Below are 20,363 nucleotides of genomic sequence, written 5' to 3'. Positions count from 1 at the left end.
CCTGGCGGCCTACATCGCCAGCACCCGGGGCATCGGGAACGTGCAGTACCGTCTGAGGTTTGGCGATCGTTGGTTCATCGACGCCACCAACGGCACAACCGCCGGGGCGGGCACGCTGCTGCTGGATCAGCAGAAAATGGCCCTGAACTGGTACTACGACTCAAGCGTGACGGGGAAGGATTTGCCGCTCATCTCCGGCACGAGCGGACCGCTCAGCGGGGGGTGGACCGTCGACGGCGCGAACACCAACGTCTACAAGCGCACCTTCAACGTGCTGCCCAAGTGGGTTTTCTGGTCTGAAGACGATCCGGTCTATGGGCCGCTCAGCCCGGTTTTCAAAGGCAAGGGACGGGTGCTGGCCGCCGCGTCGGGTGCGATCAGGACGGCGATGAACGGCGTAGACGAAAACGCCTTCGTGGTCGAGACCGATACCAACACGATCTACGTGCGGGTTGATTCCACCCGGCTGGCGGCGATCAACAGCACGGTGCGCCTCGAGGTCGTGCTGGCCACCGGCAGCGGCGTGAAGATCACTTCGGGCGTGGACGGGTGCCGGGTCCGCGGTATACGCACGCACGGATGGGGGATGGAGAGCTTCAACAGCCAGGAATACGGCATCAAGGTGATGACCGACGGCCAGAACTGCGCCATCGTGGAGGACAGCGTTTCGCTCTTCGGACCCACGCACGCGCAGGGTCACTATTCGCCAAACGGGGGCGGGCGATGCGTCTTCAAGAACTGCGCCGCCGGCGGATGCCTCTCGAGCGCCGGGGCGTGCACCATCTGGGTGACGTACTCCCTGCTGGGCGGGAACCAGTGCGCATTTGTCAACTGCACCCCGCTCTACGGAGCGCTGGACGACGGGCAGGTCTATACGGGCGCCACCACGGTCTTCTTCGGGCACGCCGGAACGGGCTCGCCGGTGGTCTATGTCAACTTCGCCATGACGTACGGCTGCAAGGTGCGCAGGGATCTCCCGAGCGCATCGCCGGTCATCATGGCCAACTTTGACGTCGACACGCCGTCGGACCCCCTCGACCCGGCGGCGTGCCGGAACATGATCGTCAACTGCGTGCACGACGGAGGCAGCACGGCTCAGTGGGCGGCGCCACAGAAGGGCGCGGCGGTCAACAGCCAGTGGCGAGAGATGCACAACCCGATCGACAACGCCAAGGCGGGCAACGCCTGCTCGTACCACACGACCAACGCCGGCGACGTGGCGCACTGGATCAACTGCACCAACCACGTCCGGGGCGACAAGATCACCACCAAGCTCTACATGACCTTCGCATCGGGCGGGGCCGCAACGTGGTACTGGCACAGCCAAAACAGCCGGTGGCGCTGCGACCTGAAGCCCCGCGGGCAGTGGTGCGGCATCGCGCCGGACACGAAGAATCACACCGGCTCACGCTGGTACAACAACCGCGTGGAGTTCAGCGTGCACGACGTGGCGGGCGTGCCGCGCAACACCTGGGGCTTTGTCAACAGCGCTTTGTATGCGGCGGGCAACGTCTTTGTGAACTGCCAGCGCCCGGCGTTCGCCTCGTACTACGGCTATGACCAGACCGGCACGCCGATCGACTTCGCGTCGAACCCGGCCGTGCTGGACAATCGCGCCGACTTTGACGACGTGAACCCCGATCTGGAGAATATGGGCGCAAGCCCCGATTTGCCGTTCCTGGCGGTGGGTTACGACCAGGAGGGGCGGCTGCGTGTGAACGCCAAGCCCACGCCAGGCCCGATCGAGGTGCGCACGCTCTACAAAGAGACCCAGCCCGGAGGAACGCGCAAGGTTGGGTAGTTGACAGCCTCCGGCCGCGTGGTACAGTTCTCCACCTCGTCATGCGGTTATGCGGGACGCCGACGCACGGGCTCCGAAAGGACGCCCGGCTTTGCCGTTCTACACGCTGATCAACACGAAGACCGGAGAACGCAAGGAGCACTATGCCCCCATGGCGCAGGCTCCAAGCTCGCCGTGCGTGATCGACGGCACGCAGTACGTCCGCGACTTTGCGGGCGATCATGGCGCGATGGTTCCGATCGTGCGCGAGTACGGCGTCCGGGCCGCGCCCGGGAAGCTGCCGGTGAGCAACACGCTGCCGACGGTCAAAGAGCCCGGAGCGCCGGCGATCATCAACGGCCACAAGTGCATCAAGTACCCCGACGGCACCGTCACCGATCGGTTCGGGCGGCGTGTGATTGCCAATCGGAAGGACGCCGAAAGGGCCGAGGCCCTCACCGGATACAGAAAGGTCTGAACATGAACAAGTCCACTCTGCGCGCGCTGGCCGATTCGATGCGAAATCAAGACCGCCTGGTCCACGCCGATGAGCTGGTCCGTGCGATCGACGCGCTCTGTGCCGAGGAGGTTGCCGAGCCCAAGCAGCCGGGCAGTGATGCGGGCCGGACGATCCAGGACATCGCCGACGAAGGGGCGAAGAAGGCCGCGGAGGCTGAGGCCAAGGCGGAGGCCGACAAGAAAGCCAAGGCGGAGGCGAAGGCCAAAGCCAAGGCGGACGCTGAGGCAGCCAAGAAGCCCAAGTAATCCACCGGCGAAAGAACTGAGGCGAACACACTCCGCCCTTCGCATCCACCCATGACCACCAACGCCACGACAACCAGCACGCCCTCAATCCCCGGACCCGCCGCGCCCGCGTTCGACCCGCACGAACTGATCGGGCGGCGGGTCCGGTTCGTGGACTTCCGGGATCCGCTCATCCAGCGCGGAATCATCGCGGCGCGTGCCGGGTTCATCACGGGGCTTGGTGATTCTCCGGGCAGGGTGCACGTGACGTTCTTCCTCGATCCGCACCTCGAGGCGCGCGAGCAGCGTCACACCGGGGTTGCGGTCAACATCCTGCTGCTGCGCTCACGCGAAGACGGATTCGCCCTGCGAACCGCTACCCGCACGGCGCAGAACTACTGCTACCCGCACATCGACCCGATCAACAAGGCCGCATTCTTCAAGGTGTAACGCATGGCAGACCAGGACGGTCAAATCGTGCAGGGCGATCAGCCCAATCCGACCGGGCAGGGCGGTGCGAATACTCCCGCCGCTGGTTCTGCCGCGACTGCGCAAGCCGGCGGCGATGAATCCGCTGCACCGAAGGGTGCCGCCACCGTTGAGCGGAGCGATGCGGACGCGTTGAAGGAGATCCTGGGCACTGGGGCCGCACGCGAACCGGCTCCGTGGGATGAACCTGCCGCGGGTGAGGCCGATCAGGGCGGAGAGGGCGACGAGGCTGCCAAAGGTGACGGCACGGGCGAAGCCGATGCGCAGACCGGCGCCGCCGGGGATCAGCCCAAGACCAGCGACAAGGCCGGGTACGCCACCGAACAAGGCGGTAGGCCTCTGCCGCCGGCGTATGTCGCTCCCGCGTTGACGGTCCTGCGAATGCACGGCTACAGCGATGCGGAGCTCGAGACCATGACGCCGGGCGAACTGGCCCGGCGGACCTGCGCCGTAGCGCGCGATGCGCTCGGGCGATCGGGCGTGTTCGAAAAGGACGAGCTCGATTCGATGAACCTCAGCACCCTGCTGAGCAAGGGCCTGAAGCAGGCCCGCGTGCAGGCGAATCGTGACGCGGATTACCGCGATCTGACGCGGCTGCGCCGTGATGCTGCAAGCACAAAGCAAACAACCACACGCCCCGGTACCGGTGACACGACCGCCCGGGGCTCATCCACCGCCGCCGGACGTTCCGGGAGGGCGAACTCATCTGTATCGGATCGGCCTGGGACAGACCCCCAGATTGTCGAGCGGTACACCCGACTGATCGATGAATCGGTCGTTGACCCGCGCGCAGCCGATGAGCTCCGCGGGCTGGCTCGTGAACTGGTCAATGCCAGCGCAGCGAGCCAGCAGGAAACCCGAACCACCGAGGCTTCGCCGAGCGCGATCGCCGAAGAGGCCGGGCGGCTGTTCAACGAAACCGCTCAATCGCTGTCGGAGCAGTTCCCCGCCCTGAAGACCCATTCGGGTTTGCAGGCGATGGTGACGCGGATGAACCGCCTGGACCCCGACGGATTTCTCGTCGGTGATCCCAAGGCGTTTCTCGATCGCTTCCAATTCGCCTGCGAGCTTGAGTTTGGGCGGGATTCCGTGCGTTCGGCGCAGACCAAGCTGCTCGAGCGGAGCAAGGCGAACGCGGACGGCCAGCCCAGCAGGCCCAAGATCAGCACCACGACTCAGCCGATGACTCGGGAACGCTACGACGCCATTGCGGCGCGTGCGGCCATCGAGTCCAACGGCGACGAGGAGCTGTTCAAGCGCATGATGGCGAAGGTGCCGGTGCCCGCACAGTCTTGATCCATCGGGGCGGATTGATCGGCGTGAACGCGGAGGAACCGCGTCATGTCATTCACCGAAGCTCAGTTTCGCACGTTCTTCGCCACCCAGCGCGGCAAGGCCCTCTTGCCCAAGGATCTGTACCTCTCGCTCATCCAGCAGCGCAGCTACGCCACCACGTGGCTGCTCAAGGGGCGCGAGAAGGATCTGATGGCCGAGATGGGGGGCCCGAACTTCATCATGTCCCTCTCGGCCGGTTACGGCGTTGCGGGCGGGGCGATCAACCCCGGCCAGAAGCGCAGCCCGAACATCTCCAGCGACCAGCGCAACCGTGTGCTGGCGCCGCGGTTCTACGAATCGCACGTGGGGTGGACCGAGCAGGAGATCATGCTCGCCCAGGGGGCCGACGCCGAGGCGATCGTCCGCTACGCGGATGTCGTCGAGGGCAACCGCTTGCTCAAGTGCCTCGACACCATCGAGGACGTGTGGTTCAAGCGGCCGGATTCCTCGCTGATGGAGAACCCGGATCCGGCGTCGAACACTGCGCCGCTGGCGTACTCGATCCCGGCGATCCTGACCGAATCGGCCAACGGTTTGCCGCCGGCCTACACGACGGCCACCGGCCCGGTGTGGAACGCCGCGACGGTCGGCGGCTACGACCCGACGCTGCTGCCGGACGACAAGCCCCAGCGTGCCACGTACGACTCGGCGGCGTGGAACAACGAGGAGACGGGCATCCTGCCCGCCTTCGACCTCATGCTCGAGAACATGACGTACGAGCCGTTCAGCTTGGCCGCCAAGGCGGTCAAGCCCTCGGACATGAGCACCGTGACGGTCTTCACCAACACCGACGGGCGCGTGAAGCTCACTTCGCTCTACCGCGGCAAGCAGGACATGTGGGAAGACCCCAACGACGCCAACCAGGGGATGCCCAAGATCGGCGGCGCCTCGATCGTCAAGATCAGCAAGCTCGACAAGGAGTATCTGGATCAGAACAACGGCGGGCCAGGCGGTGCGGCGCAGTACACCGAGCAGCCGTACCCGAAGGACAAGCCGCGCTTCTTCTTCTGGAACAACGCTTTCGGCGGGCCGCGGTTCAAGGGCTCGAAGAACGACCTGTTCAAGGCCAAGGCGCCGAAGGACGGCGGGATCGAGTACCCCGACACCACCGTGGTCTACACGCGCTTCATCATGCAGCTCGTCTGGTCGCTGCGCAATCGCCACGGCATTGTCTGCCCGCAGTGATTGCCGTTGATGACCTCATCCCCCGGCCCTCGCACGCCGCGGCGCGGGCCGGGGATTGCCTTTGCGGCGCGTTCACAGGCATCGATCGATTGCAGTTCTGTCTGAAAGGTTTGAACCATGAAAGACCTCATCCAGTTCGGGCCCGGAGATTCGGGCAACCCGGAGTTGGTGACGGCGACGTACCGCCAGCCCAACGCCGATACGCTCAACACGGCCTTCAACACCATCAACGCCGGCGTCGTCGTGGTTTACGACGAACGCCAGCGCGGCAAGGCCACGCTGAGCGGCACCACGCGCACAGTCGTGGGCGGCACGCCGGACTATTCGGCGGGTAACGGCCCCAACACGCCCGTCGGCAACGTCACGGTGCTGGACTCGTCCAACCCCGTGGCGGCCAGCAGCCCCACCAAGGCCTCGCGGGCCAAGGCGCTGGTGTATGTCGGCGGCAAGGCGCTGAGCAACGGTCAGGAAGGCCAGTTTGTCAAGGAGGGCATCGTGCAGGCCCTTCTGAGCGGCGCGGCCGATCCGGGCGATCGGTTGTCGCTCGATATCTCGGGCGCGACGGCGGCCACCGCCGGACGCCTGAAGGTGGCGGCGGCGAACGACATTGTGCAGGCGGTCTGCCGCCAGAAGGCCAGCGGCGCGGGCAAGTACTTCGTGGAGATGCTCGCAACTCCGTACCAGACCACCACCGCCGGCAACGCCTGAACGGTCTCTACTCACTCTGACAACATCTGGGGCGGGGACACACGTCCCCGCTCCTCCCTCGTCACGGCCTTGCGGGCTTGTCGCTCTCAGGGCCGTTTGAAAGTGAAAACCCCATGAGCATGAACGCCGGACAGATCATCGAGATGATGAAGCACGCTCTGGGGGCCAAGCCGGACCCGCGGCTGAACCTTTACCGCACGCTCAACTCGGCGGGCATCAAGCTCGTTTCGGCCCACCGCTGGAGCTGGCTCGAGAACGCCGAGGCGTTGATTCAGTTTGCCGCCGGGCAGGAATCGGCGGATCTGCCGGCGGACTTTGTGATCCTCAGCGCCCTGGCACGCAAAGGGCAGGGCAGTGCGGTGCGACCGGTGACGCTCGAGCGCATCGTGACGCTTCGCGCGAGCTCGTCGTCCCTCTCGGGCGGGCTGGTGACGCACTACGCGGTCTCCTCGCGGCGGCTCTCCTCCGGCGCCGTCGTGGGCACGCTGCACGTCTGGCCCACGCCCTCGGCGGCGATGACCCTCAGCATGGTCTACCAGCGGGGCTGGGCCGACATTGCGGACAACGACGCGGGCGCCGTGCCGGGTGTGCCCGCGCAGTTCTTCCCGGCCCTCATGCACAAGGCACGCGCGGAGGCGCTGCTGCTGGAGAACCAGACCGAGGGGGCCGACGAGGCGGCGTATCAGAAGGAACTCGCCAAGCTCATCCACGAGGACGGTCTGCGGCAGATCGAGATCGGGCCGTGGCGCGGCGGGGCGTCGAAATACGAGCGGTGCGACGGCGACGGGGTGTCTTTCGAAAAGATCACCTGGAACTGAATGGCGAAGCAGAACCGTTATCCCGTGACGATCGCCCTGCCGTTGCGCGGGGTTGACGTCTCCATGCCGGCGCACCAGCAGCCCGAACTGACCTGCCGCGATGCTCGCAACGTGCGGGTGCGCAGCGCCGAGGACGGCAGCGCGTACCTTTCCCCGCGCGAGGGGTACGAACGGCTCTTCGGCACGGCCGCGGGCAGCGCAACCCCGACTGGGCGGCGTGTCAACGCGGCCGTGCCGGTGCCACGCACGATCGTGCTCCCCCCGGAGGTCACCGGAACCAAGCAGGCGATCAACGACGACCTGACGGGCTACCCCGCCGGTGGCAACGGGGTATGGCTGGCGGCGGACTTCCGCGGTGCCTACACGATCTTCCGCAAGCCCGAAAGCGGAACGGGGCTGGCGTGGGTGCTCGGCCCGAAGGTCGGCGACGTGCGGGCGCAGCTCGCGTACAACCAGTTTGCCGCCAGCAGCCCGATCTGCAAACTCTTCTGCGCGGCGGGGAACCTCACGGCCGACGGGGCCAGCGGGGTGGCGATCGCGTATCCCACGACCAACGAGATCGAGGTGGACCTGTGGGCCGACAGTGAAGTTCTGGGCAATATGTTCCAGGCCTTCGGGGTGGATGGCATCGGCCCGTTCGTGCGGGGGTCGGGTGATCTCAAGTCGTTCATCACCTGCTATTTCGAGTGGACCGGACAGGCCAACGTGGTGCGGCTGGCGATCGACAAGCACGACAACGGCGCGGTGACGCGGTTGGCCACCAGCCAGCGCGAGTTTCAACTCCGCGGGCTCTTCGGGGCGGCGCAACAGAGCACCTGCACGATGAAATTGACCGCCACCGGCACGCAGGTTGTCGCCACGGTCAATTGGCCCGAGGGGGCTGCCGGCGGGGTGATCGAAACCCTGTCGATCGACAACACCGACCTGGCGAGCCAGAACCGCGGCGGGGTGACGCTGCGGACCAACGCGGGGAGCGGGGCCGAGCCCGGGCGCTCGTTCCGGCGCCTCGCCTACACCCGCGTGCTGCCGTACGCCTACAAGGTGGCGCCCAACGGCGAACTGCGGGCCGCGCTGGTGCCCAATCAGGCCAGCCCCAACGTGTGGTTCCTGCCCCCGAACATCTCATCGAGCACGCACGCGGCGGGGATTGCCAACCTGCCGGTGAAGACCGACGGCGGGGCGCTGGGCATCGCCTACGGCGCGGCGCAGAACTTCACCACCGCCAACACCTCAACCGAGCAGCTCACCGCGGCGGCCGGATTGGGCACCACCCGCGACACCCGCACGCAGGTGATCGCGCCGACCGCAACGCCGGCGGGCATTCTGGCGGTGGACGTCTTCCACCGCGACATTGCGGCGGGGGTCGATACGGTCAACCCGGTCTTCAGGCTGACGAGTGATCACCGGTACATGATCCGCATCGAGCTGGAGCGCCAGATCGACGCCACGATGCTCCAGCACAAGCAGAGCGGGATCACCAAGCTCGAGGTGGCGGCCGTTTGGGATAACGGCGGCACGCGGACGCGCACGAGCTTGGGGGCCTTCACGTTCACCACCGCGGGGAGCCTGGGCCAGCCGATCTTCAACATCAACACCCCGGTGCGGTTCACCCACACCGGCACGGTGATCAAGCTGCTGGTCAACGGCGTGGAGATGTTCAGCTACGACTACTCGACGTCGGGCTCGTGGGCGGCGGTCTCGGCGGGGATCGGAGCGGGGACCAATGCGGGCGTCGACATCGGTTCGCAGGGCCTCGGAGACGCCGCGGCGGCGGGGTATCGCATCGTCGACCTGACACCGCCGCCGATCACCCCGGTGAGCGAGGGGATCGACATTGTGGTCGTGACGCCCGGGGCGGCGCAGGTCGGCCAGCTTGAAAACCTCCCGGCGGGGCTTTCGGCCATCACGGCGGAGGGATCGGCCTCGCCGGCGGACGCGGAGATCGTTTGGACGCTGCTGTTCAACAAGGTCTACATCGTTGACGGAGCCTCTACGCTGGTGATCGACCCGATCAAGCGGACGATCAAGCCGCTGGTGGCTTCGCGCGGGGTGGTTCCGGCGAATGGGACGTGCCGGGTGGCGGCGACGTTCCGCGGGCGGTTGGTGCTCGCCGGTGCGCAGGAGAACCGGCCCGGTGGGATCCTGTCGGCGGTGGGGCAACCGGACAACTTCGATCTGGGGTTCGGCTCGGAGGCCACGAGGGCGAGAACTTTCAGCCCTGCGGACGCCGGGCAGCCCAGCGAGGGCATCCGGGCGCTGATCCCCTTCAGCGACGATTACATGCTGGTGGGGTGCGACTCGAGCATCTGGGTGCTCGAAGGCGATCCCGGCGCCGGGGGTGTGCTGCAAAACGTCAGCTATCAGACCGGGATCATCGGCCCGCGGGCCTTCTGCTTCTCCGAGACCGGCGTGATGTTCTTCCTGGGCAGCGGCGGGCTGTGCGTCATGAAGGGAACGCGGGTCTATGAGCCGGTGGGCTCGCGGCGTCTGGGCGGGCTGGTTGACCGGCTCGATATCAACGCCACGCGCGTGGGCATGGTCTACGACCCGATCTGTCAGGCGGTGCACTGCTTCCTGACGCCGAAGAACGGCGGCAGCGGGGTTCACGCGGTCTATCTGGTCCCCGAGGACGCTTTCTGGCTCGACGATGTGCCGGCTGGGTATGACCCGCTCTGCGTGGCGCAGCTCCCCGGCGCGGCTCCGAATGACCGGCGATTTATCATCGGCTCGGCGGACGGGTATTTGCGCCGTCCAGCGGGCGGGTTCTCTGACGACGGGCAGGAGATCCGGGCCTACCTGCGATTCCCGCCGGTGGAGATCAGCGACGGGATGAACCGCTCGATGGCGCGGGAGATCCAGGCCACGCTTGGGGCTGGGAGCGGGCCGGTCGATTGGGCGTGGCTCACGGCCGATTCGTGCGAGGGGATCGGGGCGGTGCCGACCAGCGAGGCCCGCATCTCAGGGACGTGGCAGGGTGATGGGTATCAGGAGCCCGTGGGCATGCGCGAGGGTGGGGCCGCGCACCAACTGGTGGTGTCGCGCACGAGCGGCGAAACGCGGTTCCGCATCGCGCGGCTGGTAGCCCTCTTCGAAGGGCTGGGCAGGAGGCTCAAGGGTGAGTAGGTTCGGGGCACTCAACACGCTCTCGCGGGTGCGGCGGACGTTCAACGGCGCCGATGCCCGCGTGCCCGCGCAGATTGACCGGGCGGTGCTGCCCGACCGTATTGCGCAGGTGGCCAACGCGGGGTGGATCGGGCAGGAGGTTGATTTCTCGATCATTCAGCGGGGTGTTGGCGCGACGGCCACGACGTGCGATCTGGTGTTGGCCGAACTGCCGGCGGGCTCGATCGTCCACGAAGGGCTGGCGGCCAACACGCAGGTGTGGGAGAACGACGCGGCGACGGGAACGCTGACCATCGAGGTGGTGGTGGGGTTCGGCGATCCGTTCACGCCGGCGTCGATCTCCCCGTTGCCCTCGATCTCGGTGCGCGGGGTGGCGGCCTATGGGGCCCAGAGTTATCAGGTGGCGGGAAAGTCGAGCCTCGAACTCAGCAAGCCCCTGCTGGTGCTGCTGCGATTCACCACCGACGGGTGGCTGCTCAACACGTTGGCGAGCGGATCGGTTGTCGCGGGGCTCTTGGTCTCGCGTCCGCTGGCGGCCTTTGCGCTCAAGCGCTCGGCGCTGCAGGCGTTGAGGAACAGCACGGGCGGAGGCGGTGGTGGCACGGTTGGCGTCGGACCCGGGGGCGTGGTGTCGGGCGAATCGGTCTCGGCCGCCGAGACGGTGCTGGTCGGCGGGGCGGGCGAGGATGAACTCAAGGGCGCGATCGAGTCCCTCTTTCGTGCATGAAGGGAGCTGTATATGGCTGGCAACACGGGCGGATTCTGGAACCTTGCGGCGGGCGATATTCTCGGTGGGGCGGGGTCGCTGGCGTCCATCGGGATGGGCGTGTACGGCATGCAGCAGAACGCCAAGGAGGCCAAGCGGGCCCGTGAGGCGGCCGAGCGACGGCAACTGCTCATGCTCGATCTGGCGCGGCGATCTGGCCAGGCCAGCAAGGGGGCCAACGCGGCGGCGGCCGAGCAGGAGATGGGTGGGGCTGAGCAGAGCGCGATCAATCGCGGTCTGTACAACTCCAGCGTGCTGGACTCGCTGAAGGGGGCGGTGACGGAACGGCAGCGGCGGGCCGATCTGGCGGTCGACGAGGGCACGATGCGGGCCCAGATGGGTGTACTGGCCGACACGCAGGAGGTCGGTCCGGACCCCGGGGCCAGCATGGCGGCGGGCCAGGCGGTGGGGCAGGGCATCTACGGCCTGACCTCGCTGGCGCCGACCTCGCGCGAGCTGGAGCGGCGGGGGGAGATCGAGGCGATCCGGCGTGACAACTCCGATCTGGTCAAGGCGCAGATCCGGGCGCTGAACGGCGGGGCCGAAGACGGCGGCGGAGCGGTGGAAGGCCCGTACGGGATGCCACGACGACCGGCGCGGCGGCCGGTGCGCCAGCGCGGGCTCGAGGGTGCGGCGTACGGCGGCGGCCCGTACGGCGGGCGGCGCGGCGAGTATTGAGCGTCGGATCGAAGGGCGAAACGGGACGCGGACAACGACGGGTTTGCAGAGGAGCGTTCGGCATGGCCTACATCTTCCACTACGGTGATCCGCGGGGTGACTTTGCGGTCGGGCTCGCGCAGGCCTATGGGCAACAGGTCGCGCAGGCGGCCCAGCGGCGGCAGTCGCTCGACCAGCAGTCGCTGGCGGGGCAGCTCGAGCAGGCGCAGGGCCAGCTTGCCCGGACGCAGGAGATCGGGCTCCGCGGGGCGATGAGCCGGCGCGAGCGGGCCGATCAGCAGGCTTTCACGCGCGAGCGCGACGCCACCGAGCAGCAGAATCGGCTTGCCGCGCAGGCCAATCAGTTTCAACTGCGCCAGACGGCGGACGACCAGGAGCGGGCGTTGCGACGGACGCAGTACGGCGAACTCATCAAGCGCTTCCCCGAGATGGCCCAGGACCCCGAGGCGGCGATCGCCGAACTGGATTACCTCGAGGGGCGCGGGCTGGGGACGTTTCAGAGCATCCGTGCCCGGCGGGAGGCCGCGGCGGCCAAGCAGGGCGAGATGCGGCAGCGCGGGGAGGCGGCGGCGAATCTGTATGACGTGAGCGCCGCGATGCCGGATGGTGTGTTGCCGGCAGATCAGGCCGGGCCGCCCACGCCCGAGGGACAGGCCGGGCTCGCTCGCCGCGGGGCGACGATGGAGATGCTCAGGACCAATCCGGCGCTCATCACCTCGCCGGGTATCCGCAGCGAGATGGGGACACTCACCCCCGGGGAACGCAACTCGGCGGAGAGCCTTGAACTGCGACGGAGGCAGGAAGAGCGGCTTGAGCAGCAGGCGGCGGCGAGCGATCCGGTCTTCCGCGAGCTGCGGACGCAGCGCGACCTGGCGAGCCGTGAACTTGCCCGGGCGCTGGGCAACAAGTTCCTCGGCGCCGACGAGCTTGCCGCCGCTCAGGAAAAACTGCGGGCCGCTCAGGAACGCGTCGACGAACGGCTCAACCAGTTGCAGCCGCCCGCGCCGAACCCCCGGCTGCAGCAGCCGGGGATGGGCGGGCCTGGGGCCGGAATGGGCGGCAGCGGGGTGGGCCAAGATGGGCTTGGTTCACCCTCTGCCGCCTCCGTCGCCGCCGCGGGTGGAATTGCCGACGGAACGGGATCCGTGATGGGTACGCCGGGGGCGGTGGGGGCGGCGGGTGGTGCGTTGCCCGATCTGATCACACTGAAGTTGCCGGATGGCAGCGCGGACGAAGTGCCGCAGGCGTTTGTTGCGGATTTATGGAGATTGGCAGAGTCGCAGTTTGGTGTTCAGCAGTGGCCCACCATGACGGCTCAGCAGCGAAAGCAGGTTGTGGATCGGCTGTGGCTGGAACGAAAGGTGCGGATGGGCAAGGCATCGCGCGAACTGCTCATGCCGCAAGCTCCGCCGGTCCAGAACAGCCTTGACGAGATCACCCGCGGCATGATGGCGGGCGGGCAGTAACCGCGATTCGAGTTCAGAAACGTCTGTTTTTCATGCACTGGTTCATGCACACCACCCTTTTTCAAGGATCACCCCATGCCGACCGTCACGAACGTTCTGACCACCAGCACCACGATCGGCGGGGAAGACCTGCGGATCAGCCTCAACCGCACGTTGGCGGCGATTACCCAGAAGGTGAGCGATTCGGTCATCACGCTGCCGGAAGGTCAGGCCTCCACCAGCCCAACGACCCTGTGGGCCGCGGCGACGCACGGGGTGGCGACGAACCCCCAGCCCGAGACGTTCAAGCTGGCGGTGCTGATCGTCGACCCCGACGGGGAACTGCCCACGAGCCTGCCGATCGACGTGGAGATTGCCAGCACGCGGCACAACTCCACCACGGTGGACAAGGTGGTGCGCGAGGTGCGGCGTGAGACGCCGCTGCTGATTGGTTCCAGCGTGAGCGGGCAAAGCATCAGCGAAGTCGGCGACGGCACGGACCTGTTCGCTCTGCTGAACGGAACGACGCCGACGAACCCGCCGCGCGTGACGCGGATTCGGGCCCGGAACCCCAACCCGGCGGCCAGTGGCGCAAACAACGTCAAGGTGCGGTTGGTTGTGCTGGCGTGATTTTCGGCTTCGTGAGTTTGAATGCCCACATCGTCAGGCCAACGACCGGCCATCCGACCAGCGCCGAACCGTACGTCAGGGTTGGACCGAACCACTCTCCGTAGAACAACGGCACAATCGGAAAGAACAGCGGAGCCGGTGTAAGTGGCACGCTTGCCGCCGAAACCCAAAACCATCCCCAATGCGGAGCGACCGTTTGCATGCACAGCCAGTACCCGTACAAGCTGACGATGCCAAAGCCCATTATGAAAACGAAAGTCAGAGCACATCCACACATGTCTGAAAGCGGGATGGGCTCGTTTGATTTCATGGTTGATACTCGCGCCGACTAGGGCTCAATGCCTTTCCAGATGAACCCACCAACCACCAGCACAAACGCGACGTTCCAGAGCGACGACGACCAATCGACCACCGGGGTCGGAGGCGGACGGTATTGCGAGAGCAGGAGTTGCCGATGAGCGACCGAGCATTGAAAGAAGGGCGGCGGGGTGACGAAGACCCACGCACGCTCACGCTCAAAAACGGCAGACTCATGGTCGTTCAGCGGAATGAACCGGTACCACTCGGATCGTGGCGTATCGGTGGAAGGGAAACCCTCGGAAGGTGGAAGCGACACCTCGCCGGTCATCACCTGGAAGCGCGGATCGTCGTACGTCCACTTGGGGTAGATCCCGGCGCGAAACAGCAGAATCAGGGCCAGCAGCACGACCCACAGACGTTTTTCTCTGAGCAGCCGCGAAGATCGAAAACCCGAGAGTTTCATGAAATTTGTCGTCGTTGTGAAGCGCCAAAGAGCAGGCCGCCCAGACCACAGCACACCACACCGGCCAGCGCAAACGAGCGGGTGGCGGGCCAAAGAGGGGCTGGTGTTGACATCATGAGCCGATCGAGCTTGGCGAAGCCGTCTTCTTTGAGCACCTTATCCGCCAAACGATCGATCGGATCTTTCGAAGGTGGTGGCGTGAAATCGCGGCCTTCGTACCACGCCCATCGGGGACCGGTTTCCAACGTCGTGCGCGATTCAAGGTAAGCGAAGACCAGAAGGCTCAGGCCTGTGAAGAGCGAGGCAAGCCCAAGACCTCGGAGCAAACGGAAAGCAGCTTCCATAGATCGAAAGGTACATCATGGCTACATTCCCCGCAATCCCAACCAGCACCCCAACCGATCCGTTTGGGGCGTTGGATCAGCAGTTGTTGAATGGTGATCCCTTCGATCGTCTTGATGCACAGCTGCGCAGGGAAAACCCTCAAGAGTCCGCCCAGCGGGCTGCTAGGTTTATGCAGGAACAGCGGGCCATGGGGGAGTTGGCACGCTCAAACACCGGGATGCTCAGCCCTGAGCGGTTCCGCCAGCTTGTGCCGTCGACACCCGCCGAACGGGCCGAAAGTGACCGCGCCACGGCGATCCGTCGGGCCCAGATGCCTTTCATGGCCCAGGTGGGCGATGAACTGATCGCCGGGGCGGGCGACGTGGTGCGCGACACCGCGCGGTCGGTCGAGATGCTTGGCGGAATGGTCAGCCCGCGGATCGGGGAGGACTTGCGGCAGACCGCCGCGAAGGTGGCCCAGAATGCCGACGAGTACAGCCAACTTGCCCCCACGCCCGAGGGGGCGGGGACGGTGCGGGGTGTTCTGCTCGGTGCGGCGCGTTCGGTCCCGGGGCTGGCGACGCAGATGGTCGCCGGGCAGGGGGCGGGGATGATCTTCCAGAATGCCCCGAAGCTGGCGGGGTTTGCGGCCTTCGCGGGGACCGCCGCGGCGCCGGTGGTTGGGCAGACCTTCCAAGAGGCCCGCTCGGCGTGGCTGGATCGCGGCGCGGACCCCGCCACGGCCGAGGAGATGGCCCGCACGGAGGCGCTGGTGGCCGGTGGCGTCACGGTGGTGACCAACAAGCTGCCGTTCGACAAGCTGGTGATGAAGAGCCCCGAGGCGCAGGAAGCTCTGCGGTCGTCGGTCACGCGGGCGATCAAGCGATTCGGGGCTGGTGCGGTGGCGGAAGGCTCGCAGGAAGTGCTCGAGCAGGTGGGGCAGGATCTGGCGCAGTACACCCTGCGGCAGGACAACAACGCCTTCGGCGACAAGGGCGTGATGGGGTACGTCGGCGGCACGCTGGTGCCGACCTTCGGCAGCGCGGCGATCGCCGGCGGCACGCTGAACGTCGCGCGTGGCGGGCAGGGTCTCGATGCGGGCGAGAGGAAGTACACGGGGCCGGACGGTGTTGAACGCACCATCACGGCCGAGCAGGCGGCGCAGCTTGACGAGCGGGCCCGGATGAACGAACAGAGCCGCGTGGAGCGGGAAGGGATGGGGCTGGAACCCTCCCGGCCCGAGGACCTGCTGAGGCGGCGGGCGCTTGGCGTTGGACCCTCAGCGGCGGGGACGACGGCGGAACCGGCGGCGACGGCGAACGGGGGGCCGATCGTCGGGATCGATGGCCGTTCCGTCGTCGATCAGGCATCGCAGCAGCAACCACAGAATCGACAGCAACCACAGCAAGGACAACCCTCCCCAGCGTCACCACCCACGCTCGACCAGCTCAGCAACGCCGACCTGGCGCGGCTGGCGGAGATGAACGGGATCAAGCCTACCAAGAACCGCGTCACGATGATCGGGCGGCTGCGCGAGCTTGGGGCCGATCCGGCGGACCTGGGCCCACCGGCTTTACAAACGCCCCCGGCGGCTGACTCCGCTTTACAGCCCGTGGAAAGTGGGCAAGCGGCCAACTCTCCGGCAACTCCGGAGAGTTCAACGACTGTTGAATCGGCGGGGCCCGAGTTCAACCAAACGGGCCAAAACGAGAATTCGACCGCACCGATGGGCACCACGGCGTTCGATGAACCCAACCCGCAGGCCGAGCGCCGCACACCACCCCCGCCCTCGTCAACCCCACCCGCCACCCTTCCACCCCCGCAACGGGAGGTGCGGTTTGTGGAGCCCCGGGCCGGGCGGGAGGCGATGAGCCCGGAGGAACAGGAGGCCGTGCGGCTGGTGAGCAGCCTGAGCGAGACGCCGGTGCGGTTCATCGGGGCCGACGGGGAAGAGCTTGGCGGGGCCAAGGGGCTGTATGTGCCGGGTGAAGAGGGGCGGGCCGGACGGATCTACATCTCGGACGCGGAACGCAAGGGACGCCTGCCCGGGCTGCTGCCCGACCGCGAGAGCTTTGGGGCCGAGGTTCAGGCGATCGCCGAGCGGATCGGCAGCGTGGGCGAAGGGGAGAGCGGTCTTGGCGAGCGGGCGTGGGCGATCGAGCAGGAGCGGCGGCGGGCCGTGCGGGCCGACCCGATGACCGCCACCGCGCTGCACGAGGTGACGCACGCGCTGGCGGAAGAGCAGCCGTACCTGGTCGAGCAGCTCGCCGAGACGCTTGCTCCCGAGGTGAGCGCCGCGGCGCACGGGTACATCGCCGACCTGCGGCGGCTGGCGCAGCAGTGGGTCCGCAAGGGGGCGGGGAGTACGGTGGGGAGCGCCGCGCGGGCGAACGCCGAGCGGACGGCCCGGGGGCTGTACGCCGAGGCGAACCGTCTGGAAACCCAGCACCGCCAGATGATCGAGGCCAACACGCCGTACGCCAGCGACCTCATGCAGGAGGGGGTGGCGCGGCTCATGGAGGCCCGGGCCGACGGGCGCGGGGTGGCAAGCCTCTACCGGGCGGCGACGAACCAGGGCATTTTGCAGCGGGCGATGAACCGCATCCTCAACCTGCTGGCCAAGGTCGGCCTGGGGGACCGGATCAACGCGCAGCTCCGCAAGGCCCTGACGGACGCGGCACGCTACATGGAGCTCAAGCGGACGGGGGATGCGAAGCTGGGGGTGACGAGCGAGACACAGACCGCCACCGCGACACGTGAGCCGCGCGGGCGGGGGCGGATGGCGCCGGGGCAGGTCGATCAGCAGGGCGGGACCGAGCCGACGCCCGAGGAGCTTGCGACCGTCGAGCGGGCGGTGAAGACCGCCGTGAGCGAGCGGGGGCAGGGGCGGAATGTCGGGCGGCCCGAACTGGCCAACCCGGGGCTCAACGAGGAGGCCCGGGGGCTGGTGGACGCGGCGGATCGGCTCCGCAAGGACGCCAAGGAGCCCGAGACCCGCCGGCAGGCCGAGGCGTTCGCCGAGGGTTCGAAGATGCTCAGCGGGGACTACGCCGGGACGCGGGAGAAGATCATCGCCAAGGCGCGGCGGGGAGAAGTGCTGACCGACGCCGAGACGGCCGCCGCGAAGGCCATCACGGACAGCGAGGGGTGGGCCGCGGTGGTCAGCGGGGACGCCAAGCAGCTTTGGCGGGCGATGCAGTTCGCCGAGGCCTATCGGGCCACCGGGACCGCCGCCGGGCGGGCGCTGGCGATCCGGCGCGATCAGATCATGAGCCCGGCCGAACGGGCGCGGGCCCAGATCAGCGAGGCCCTGCTGTACCCGGACAACTTCGCCGTGGCGGCGTTGAAGCGACTGCGGGCCGCGCGCGAGAGCATCATCGAGCAGCCAACAACCACCGAGCAACAGAAGATCGACAGGCAGGAAAAGCTCGACGCGGTGGACCGCAAGATCCGCGATCAGGCCCGAAGGGTCGCAAAGAAGCGGGCGGAGGTGATCCAGAACCTGCGGGGGCTGGGGATCAACATCGAGACCCTGACGGACGCGCAGCTCACCGATGTGGAGTTCGTGGCGCGGATCACCAAAATGGCCTCGATCGCGGGGGCCGACTGGTCGGATCGGATGTACGAGTTCTGGATCAACTCGATCCTCTCGGGCTGGCAGACCCACACGGTCAACATCGTGGGGACCAACATCTACGGGGCGTGGGAAGTCTGGGCCCAGCGTGCGCTGGAGGCGGCGGCGGGCAAGGCCATCGGCAACAAGAACGCTCCGGTGTTCGGCGAATATGCGGCGATGATCGCCGCCATCCCCTCGGCGGCGGCCCAGACGGCGCGGAGGACGCTGCGGGCGTTGCGCACAGGGGTGCCGCTCTTCGAAGACGAAGTGATGGGCACCGTTGGGGAGTCGCTGGCGAAGATCGAGCAGGGACGCGGCGCCAAGATCGCCGGGGTGAAGGGCGAGATCGTCCGCATTCCGACGCGCATGCTGGCGGTCGAAGACGACTTCGCCAAGTCGTGGATCGGCACGCTTGAGGCGCACGCCTACGCGTACCGGCTGGCGACCCAGAAGGGCCTGAAGGGCCGCGAACGGTGGGCGTGGGTGAATGAGAACGTCAACAGCATGAACCCCGAGGTGTGGGGGCACGCGGTGGACTATGCCAAGGAGAAGACGTTCAACAACGAGGCGCAGGGGCTGGCCACGCTGGCGCGGCAGATCCGCCGCGGCGTGCCGGGGGCGGCGTATGTGCTGCCGTTCATCAACACCCCGCAGAACCTGTTTGTGCGGGCGATCGAGAAGACGCCGTTTGGTGTGCTGATCAAGGGCCTGAAGGCCCTGGCGGTGCACAGCGGGGCGATCAACTGGCACCCGTCGACGGTTGGGTGGACGTATGACAAGAGCGAGGCCACGCGGGACATCGCCAACGCGATCTTTGCGGCGGCCATGACGGCGCTGATGTGGGAACTCACCGAGCCGGGCGAAGACGATTTGCCGATGATCACCGGGAGCCGCACGCCGAGCCAGGGCGGCGGGCCCGACACGGCGGGGCTTGCCAACCGGACCGCGCCGCCGATGAGTATCAGGATCGGCGGGACGTGGTACAGCTACGGACGCCTCGACCCGTTCAGCACCATTCTGGCCACCACGGTGGACGGAATGAACGCCGTACGGGCGGTGGGGCAGGGGGGAGATCCGATCACGCCCATCGCGGGCACGATCACGAGTCTCAAGCAGTCCGTGATGGATCGCACGTTCCTGCAGGGCGTCGGTGATCTGGTGCGGGCGATCGACGACGTGGGGCCGAACCCCAAGGCGATGGTGCGGTGGGGGCAGAACTTTGCGGTGTCGTGGGTGCCGAACATCGTGCGCTCCACCGCGCGGGCGACCGACGAGAACGTCCGTAGCAGCCGCATTGCGGCCGATCCGGGGTCGCCGTTCTGGAACGAGGCGCTGCTACGCCTTCGGCAGGGGGCATTGCCCGCGCCGGGGCTGGGCAACGCGCCGCCGATTCGCTATGACCTGTGGGGGCGCGAGATGAAGAACGCCCCGACGGGGAACCCCGCGACGGACTTTGTGTATCGGCTGCTCAGCCCCGTGCAGGCCCGGCAGATCCCCGACGATCAGGCCAAGCGGCTGGACCTGCTGCTCACACGCTGGAACCAGGCCAACCCGGACAACCTCAAGGCCCCGCGGAGCCCGCAGGAGTACATCGCCCGCGAGGTGAACGGCAAGAGCGTGACGCGGTACATGAGCGACGAGGACTACGCGGCGTTCGTTCGCGACAGCGGGCGCGAGGCGGTCAAACTGCTCTCGCGCGCCCGGCTCAACTATGACAAGCCGGAACTCAAGGACGTGCAGCTCATCGAGGAGGGCATTCGGGCGGCGCGGCAGAAGGTGCTGGCCGAGATGAAGATCGAGAAGAAGCTCTTCCCGGAGTTGTACACGCGCACGCTGAAGCAGCAGGAAGGCCGCAAGTAAGCCGCACGGTCGGGCGGACGGTACCCGAACAGGTCATCTATGAACCTTGATTTCACCCGCATCGTTCACCACCCGCTGGGCGTATATCCGATGGGAGGT

16 protein-coding genes are annotated in these 20,363 nt (G+C 67.2%); 14 read left to right on the top strand and 2 right to left on the bottom strand.

The window, feature by feature from the left end; translation table 11 throughout:
- From AABK37_RS19060 to AABK37_RS19000, 13 genes are all read left to right on the top strand, one after another.
- Positions 1-1,801 (top strand): hypothetical protein (locus tag AABK37_RS19060; RefSeq protein ID WP_432553117.1); only part of this gene is annotated, 1,801 nt, incomplete at its 5' end.
- A 49-nt stretch (positions 1,802-1,850) separates the two neighbouring features.
- The gene (locus AABK37_RS19055) at positions 1,851-2,258 is read left to right on the top strand and encodes a hypothetical protein (RefSeq protein ID WP_432553116.1); all 408 of its coding nucleotides are present in this window, start codon (positions 1,851-1,853) and stop codon (positions 2,256-2,258) included.
- Positions 2,259-2,260: 2 nt separating this feature from the next.
- A complete protein-coding gene (locus AABK37_RS19050) occupies positions 2,261-2,545 on the top strand; it encodes a hypothetical protein (protein ID WP_432553115.1) in 285 nt (94 codons plus the stop codon).
- Positions 2,546-2,596: 51 nt separating this feature from the next.
- Positions 2,597-2,974 carry a hypothetical protein gene (locus tag AABK37_RS19045; protein ID WP_432553114.1) on the top strand — a complete coding sequence of 126 codons (378 nt, stop codon included), beginning with the start codon at positions 2,597-2,599 and terminating at the stop codon, positions 2,972-2,974.
- Positions 2,975-2,977: 3 nt separating this feature from the next.
- Positions 2,978-4,309, top strand: coding sequence for a hypothetical protein (locus tag AABK37_RS19040; protein WP_432553113.1), 1,332 nt, complete (start codon positions 2,978-2,980; stop codon positions 4,307-4,309).
- Between the two features lie 45 nt (positions 4,310-4,354).
- On the top strand, positions 4,355-5,533 hold the full coding sequence (locus AABK37_RS19035) for a hypothetical protein (protein WP_432553112.1): 1,179 nt from the start codon (positions 4,355-4,357) through the stop codon (positions 5,531-5,533).
- Between the two features lie 117 nt (positions 5,534-5,650).
- Positions 5,651-6,241, top strand: coding sequence for a hypothetical protein (locus AABK37_RS19030; protein WP_432553111.1), 591 nt, complete (start codon positions 5,651-5,653; stop codon positions 6,239-6,241).
- A gap of 113 nt (positions 6,242-6,354) precedes the next feature.
- Positions 6,355-7,059 carry a hypothetical protein gene (locus AABK37_RS19025; RefSeq protein WP_432553110.1) on the top strand — a complete coding sequence of 235 codons (705 nt, stop codon included), beginning with the start codon at positions 6,355-6,357 and terminating at the stop codon, positions 7,057-7,059.
- Entirely contained in the window at positions 7,060-10,182 is a 3,123-nt protein-coding gene (locus tag AABK37_RS19020; RefSeq protein WP_432553109.1) for a hypothetical protein, read from the top strand.
- Positions 10,175-10,909 (top strand): hypothetical protein, encoded by a 735-nt coding sequence (locus tag AABK37_RS19015; RefSeq protein WP_432553108.1) that lies wholly within the window; start codon positions 10,175-10,177, stop codon positions 10,907-10,909. Before AABK37_RS19020 ends, AABK37_RS19015 begins: the two co-directional genes overlap by 8 nt.
- 12 nt (positions 10,910-10,921) lie before the next feature.
- Complete coding sequence (locus AABK37_RS19010; protein ID WP_432553107.1) at positions 10,922-11,626, top strand: hypothetical protein; 705 nt, start codon at positions 10,922-10,924, stop codon at positions 11,624-11,626.
- 62 nt (positions 11,627-11,688) lie between these two features.
- A complete protein-coding gene (locus tag AABK37_RS19005) occupies positions 11,689-13,092 on the top strand; it encodes a hypothetical protein (RefSeq protein WP_432553106.1) in 1,404 nt (467 codons plus the stop codon).
- 75 nt (positions 13,093-13,167) lie between these two features.
- Positions 13,168-13,701, top strand: a complete 534-nt coding sequence (locus tag AABK37_RS19000; RefSeq protein WP_432553105.1) for a hypothetical protein — start codon at positions 13,168-13,170, stop codon at positions 13,699-13,701.
- 328 nt (positions 13,702-14,029) lie between these two features.
- Here the strand turns inward: AABK37_RS19000 and AABK37_RS18995 are convergent, their stop codons facing one another.
- Both AABK37_RS18995 and AABK37_RS18990 read right to left on the bottom strand, forming a co-directional pair.
- Complete coding sequence (locus AABK37_RS18995; protein WP_432553104.1) at positions 14,030-14,464, bottom strand: hypothetical protein; 435 nt, start codon at positions 14,462-14,464, stop codon at positions 14,030-14,032.
- Positions 14,461-14,808, bottom strand: a complete 348-nt coding sequence (locus AABK37_RS18990) for a hypothetical protein (RefSeq protein ID WP_432553103.1) — start codon at positions 14,806-14,808, stop codon at positions 14,461-14,463. The genes AABK37_RS18995 and AABK37_RS18990 overlap by 4 nt, the downstream gene beginning before the upstream one ends.
- Positions 14,809-14,825: 17 nt before the next feature.
- Between AABK37_RS18990 and AABK37_RS18985 the strand changes: the two genes are divergently transcribed.
- Entirely contained in the window at positions 14,826-20,264 is a 5,439-nt protein-coding gene (locus AABK37_RS18985) for a hypothetical protein (RefSeq protein WP_432553102.1), read from the top strand.
- Positions 20,265-20,363 lie beyond the last annotated feature (99 nt).

Origin of the sequence: Tolypothrix sp. VBCCA 56010 (assembly GCF_050875635.1) — a bacterium.
GTDB lineage: Bacteria > Cyanobacteriota > Cyanobacteriia > Cyanobacteriales > Nostocaceae > Hassallia.
The sequence above is the reverse complement of the archived record's forward strand: the minus strand, read 5'-3'. Positions and strand labels throughout refer to the sequence as shown.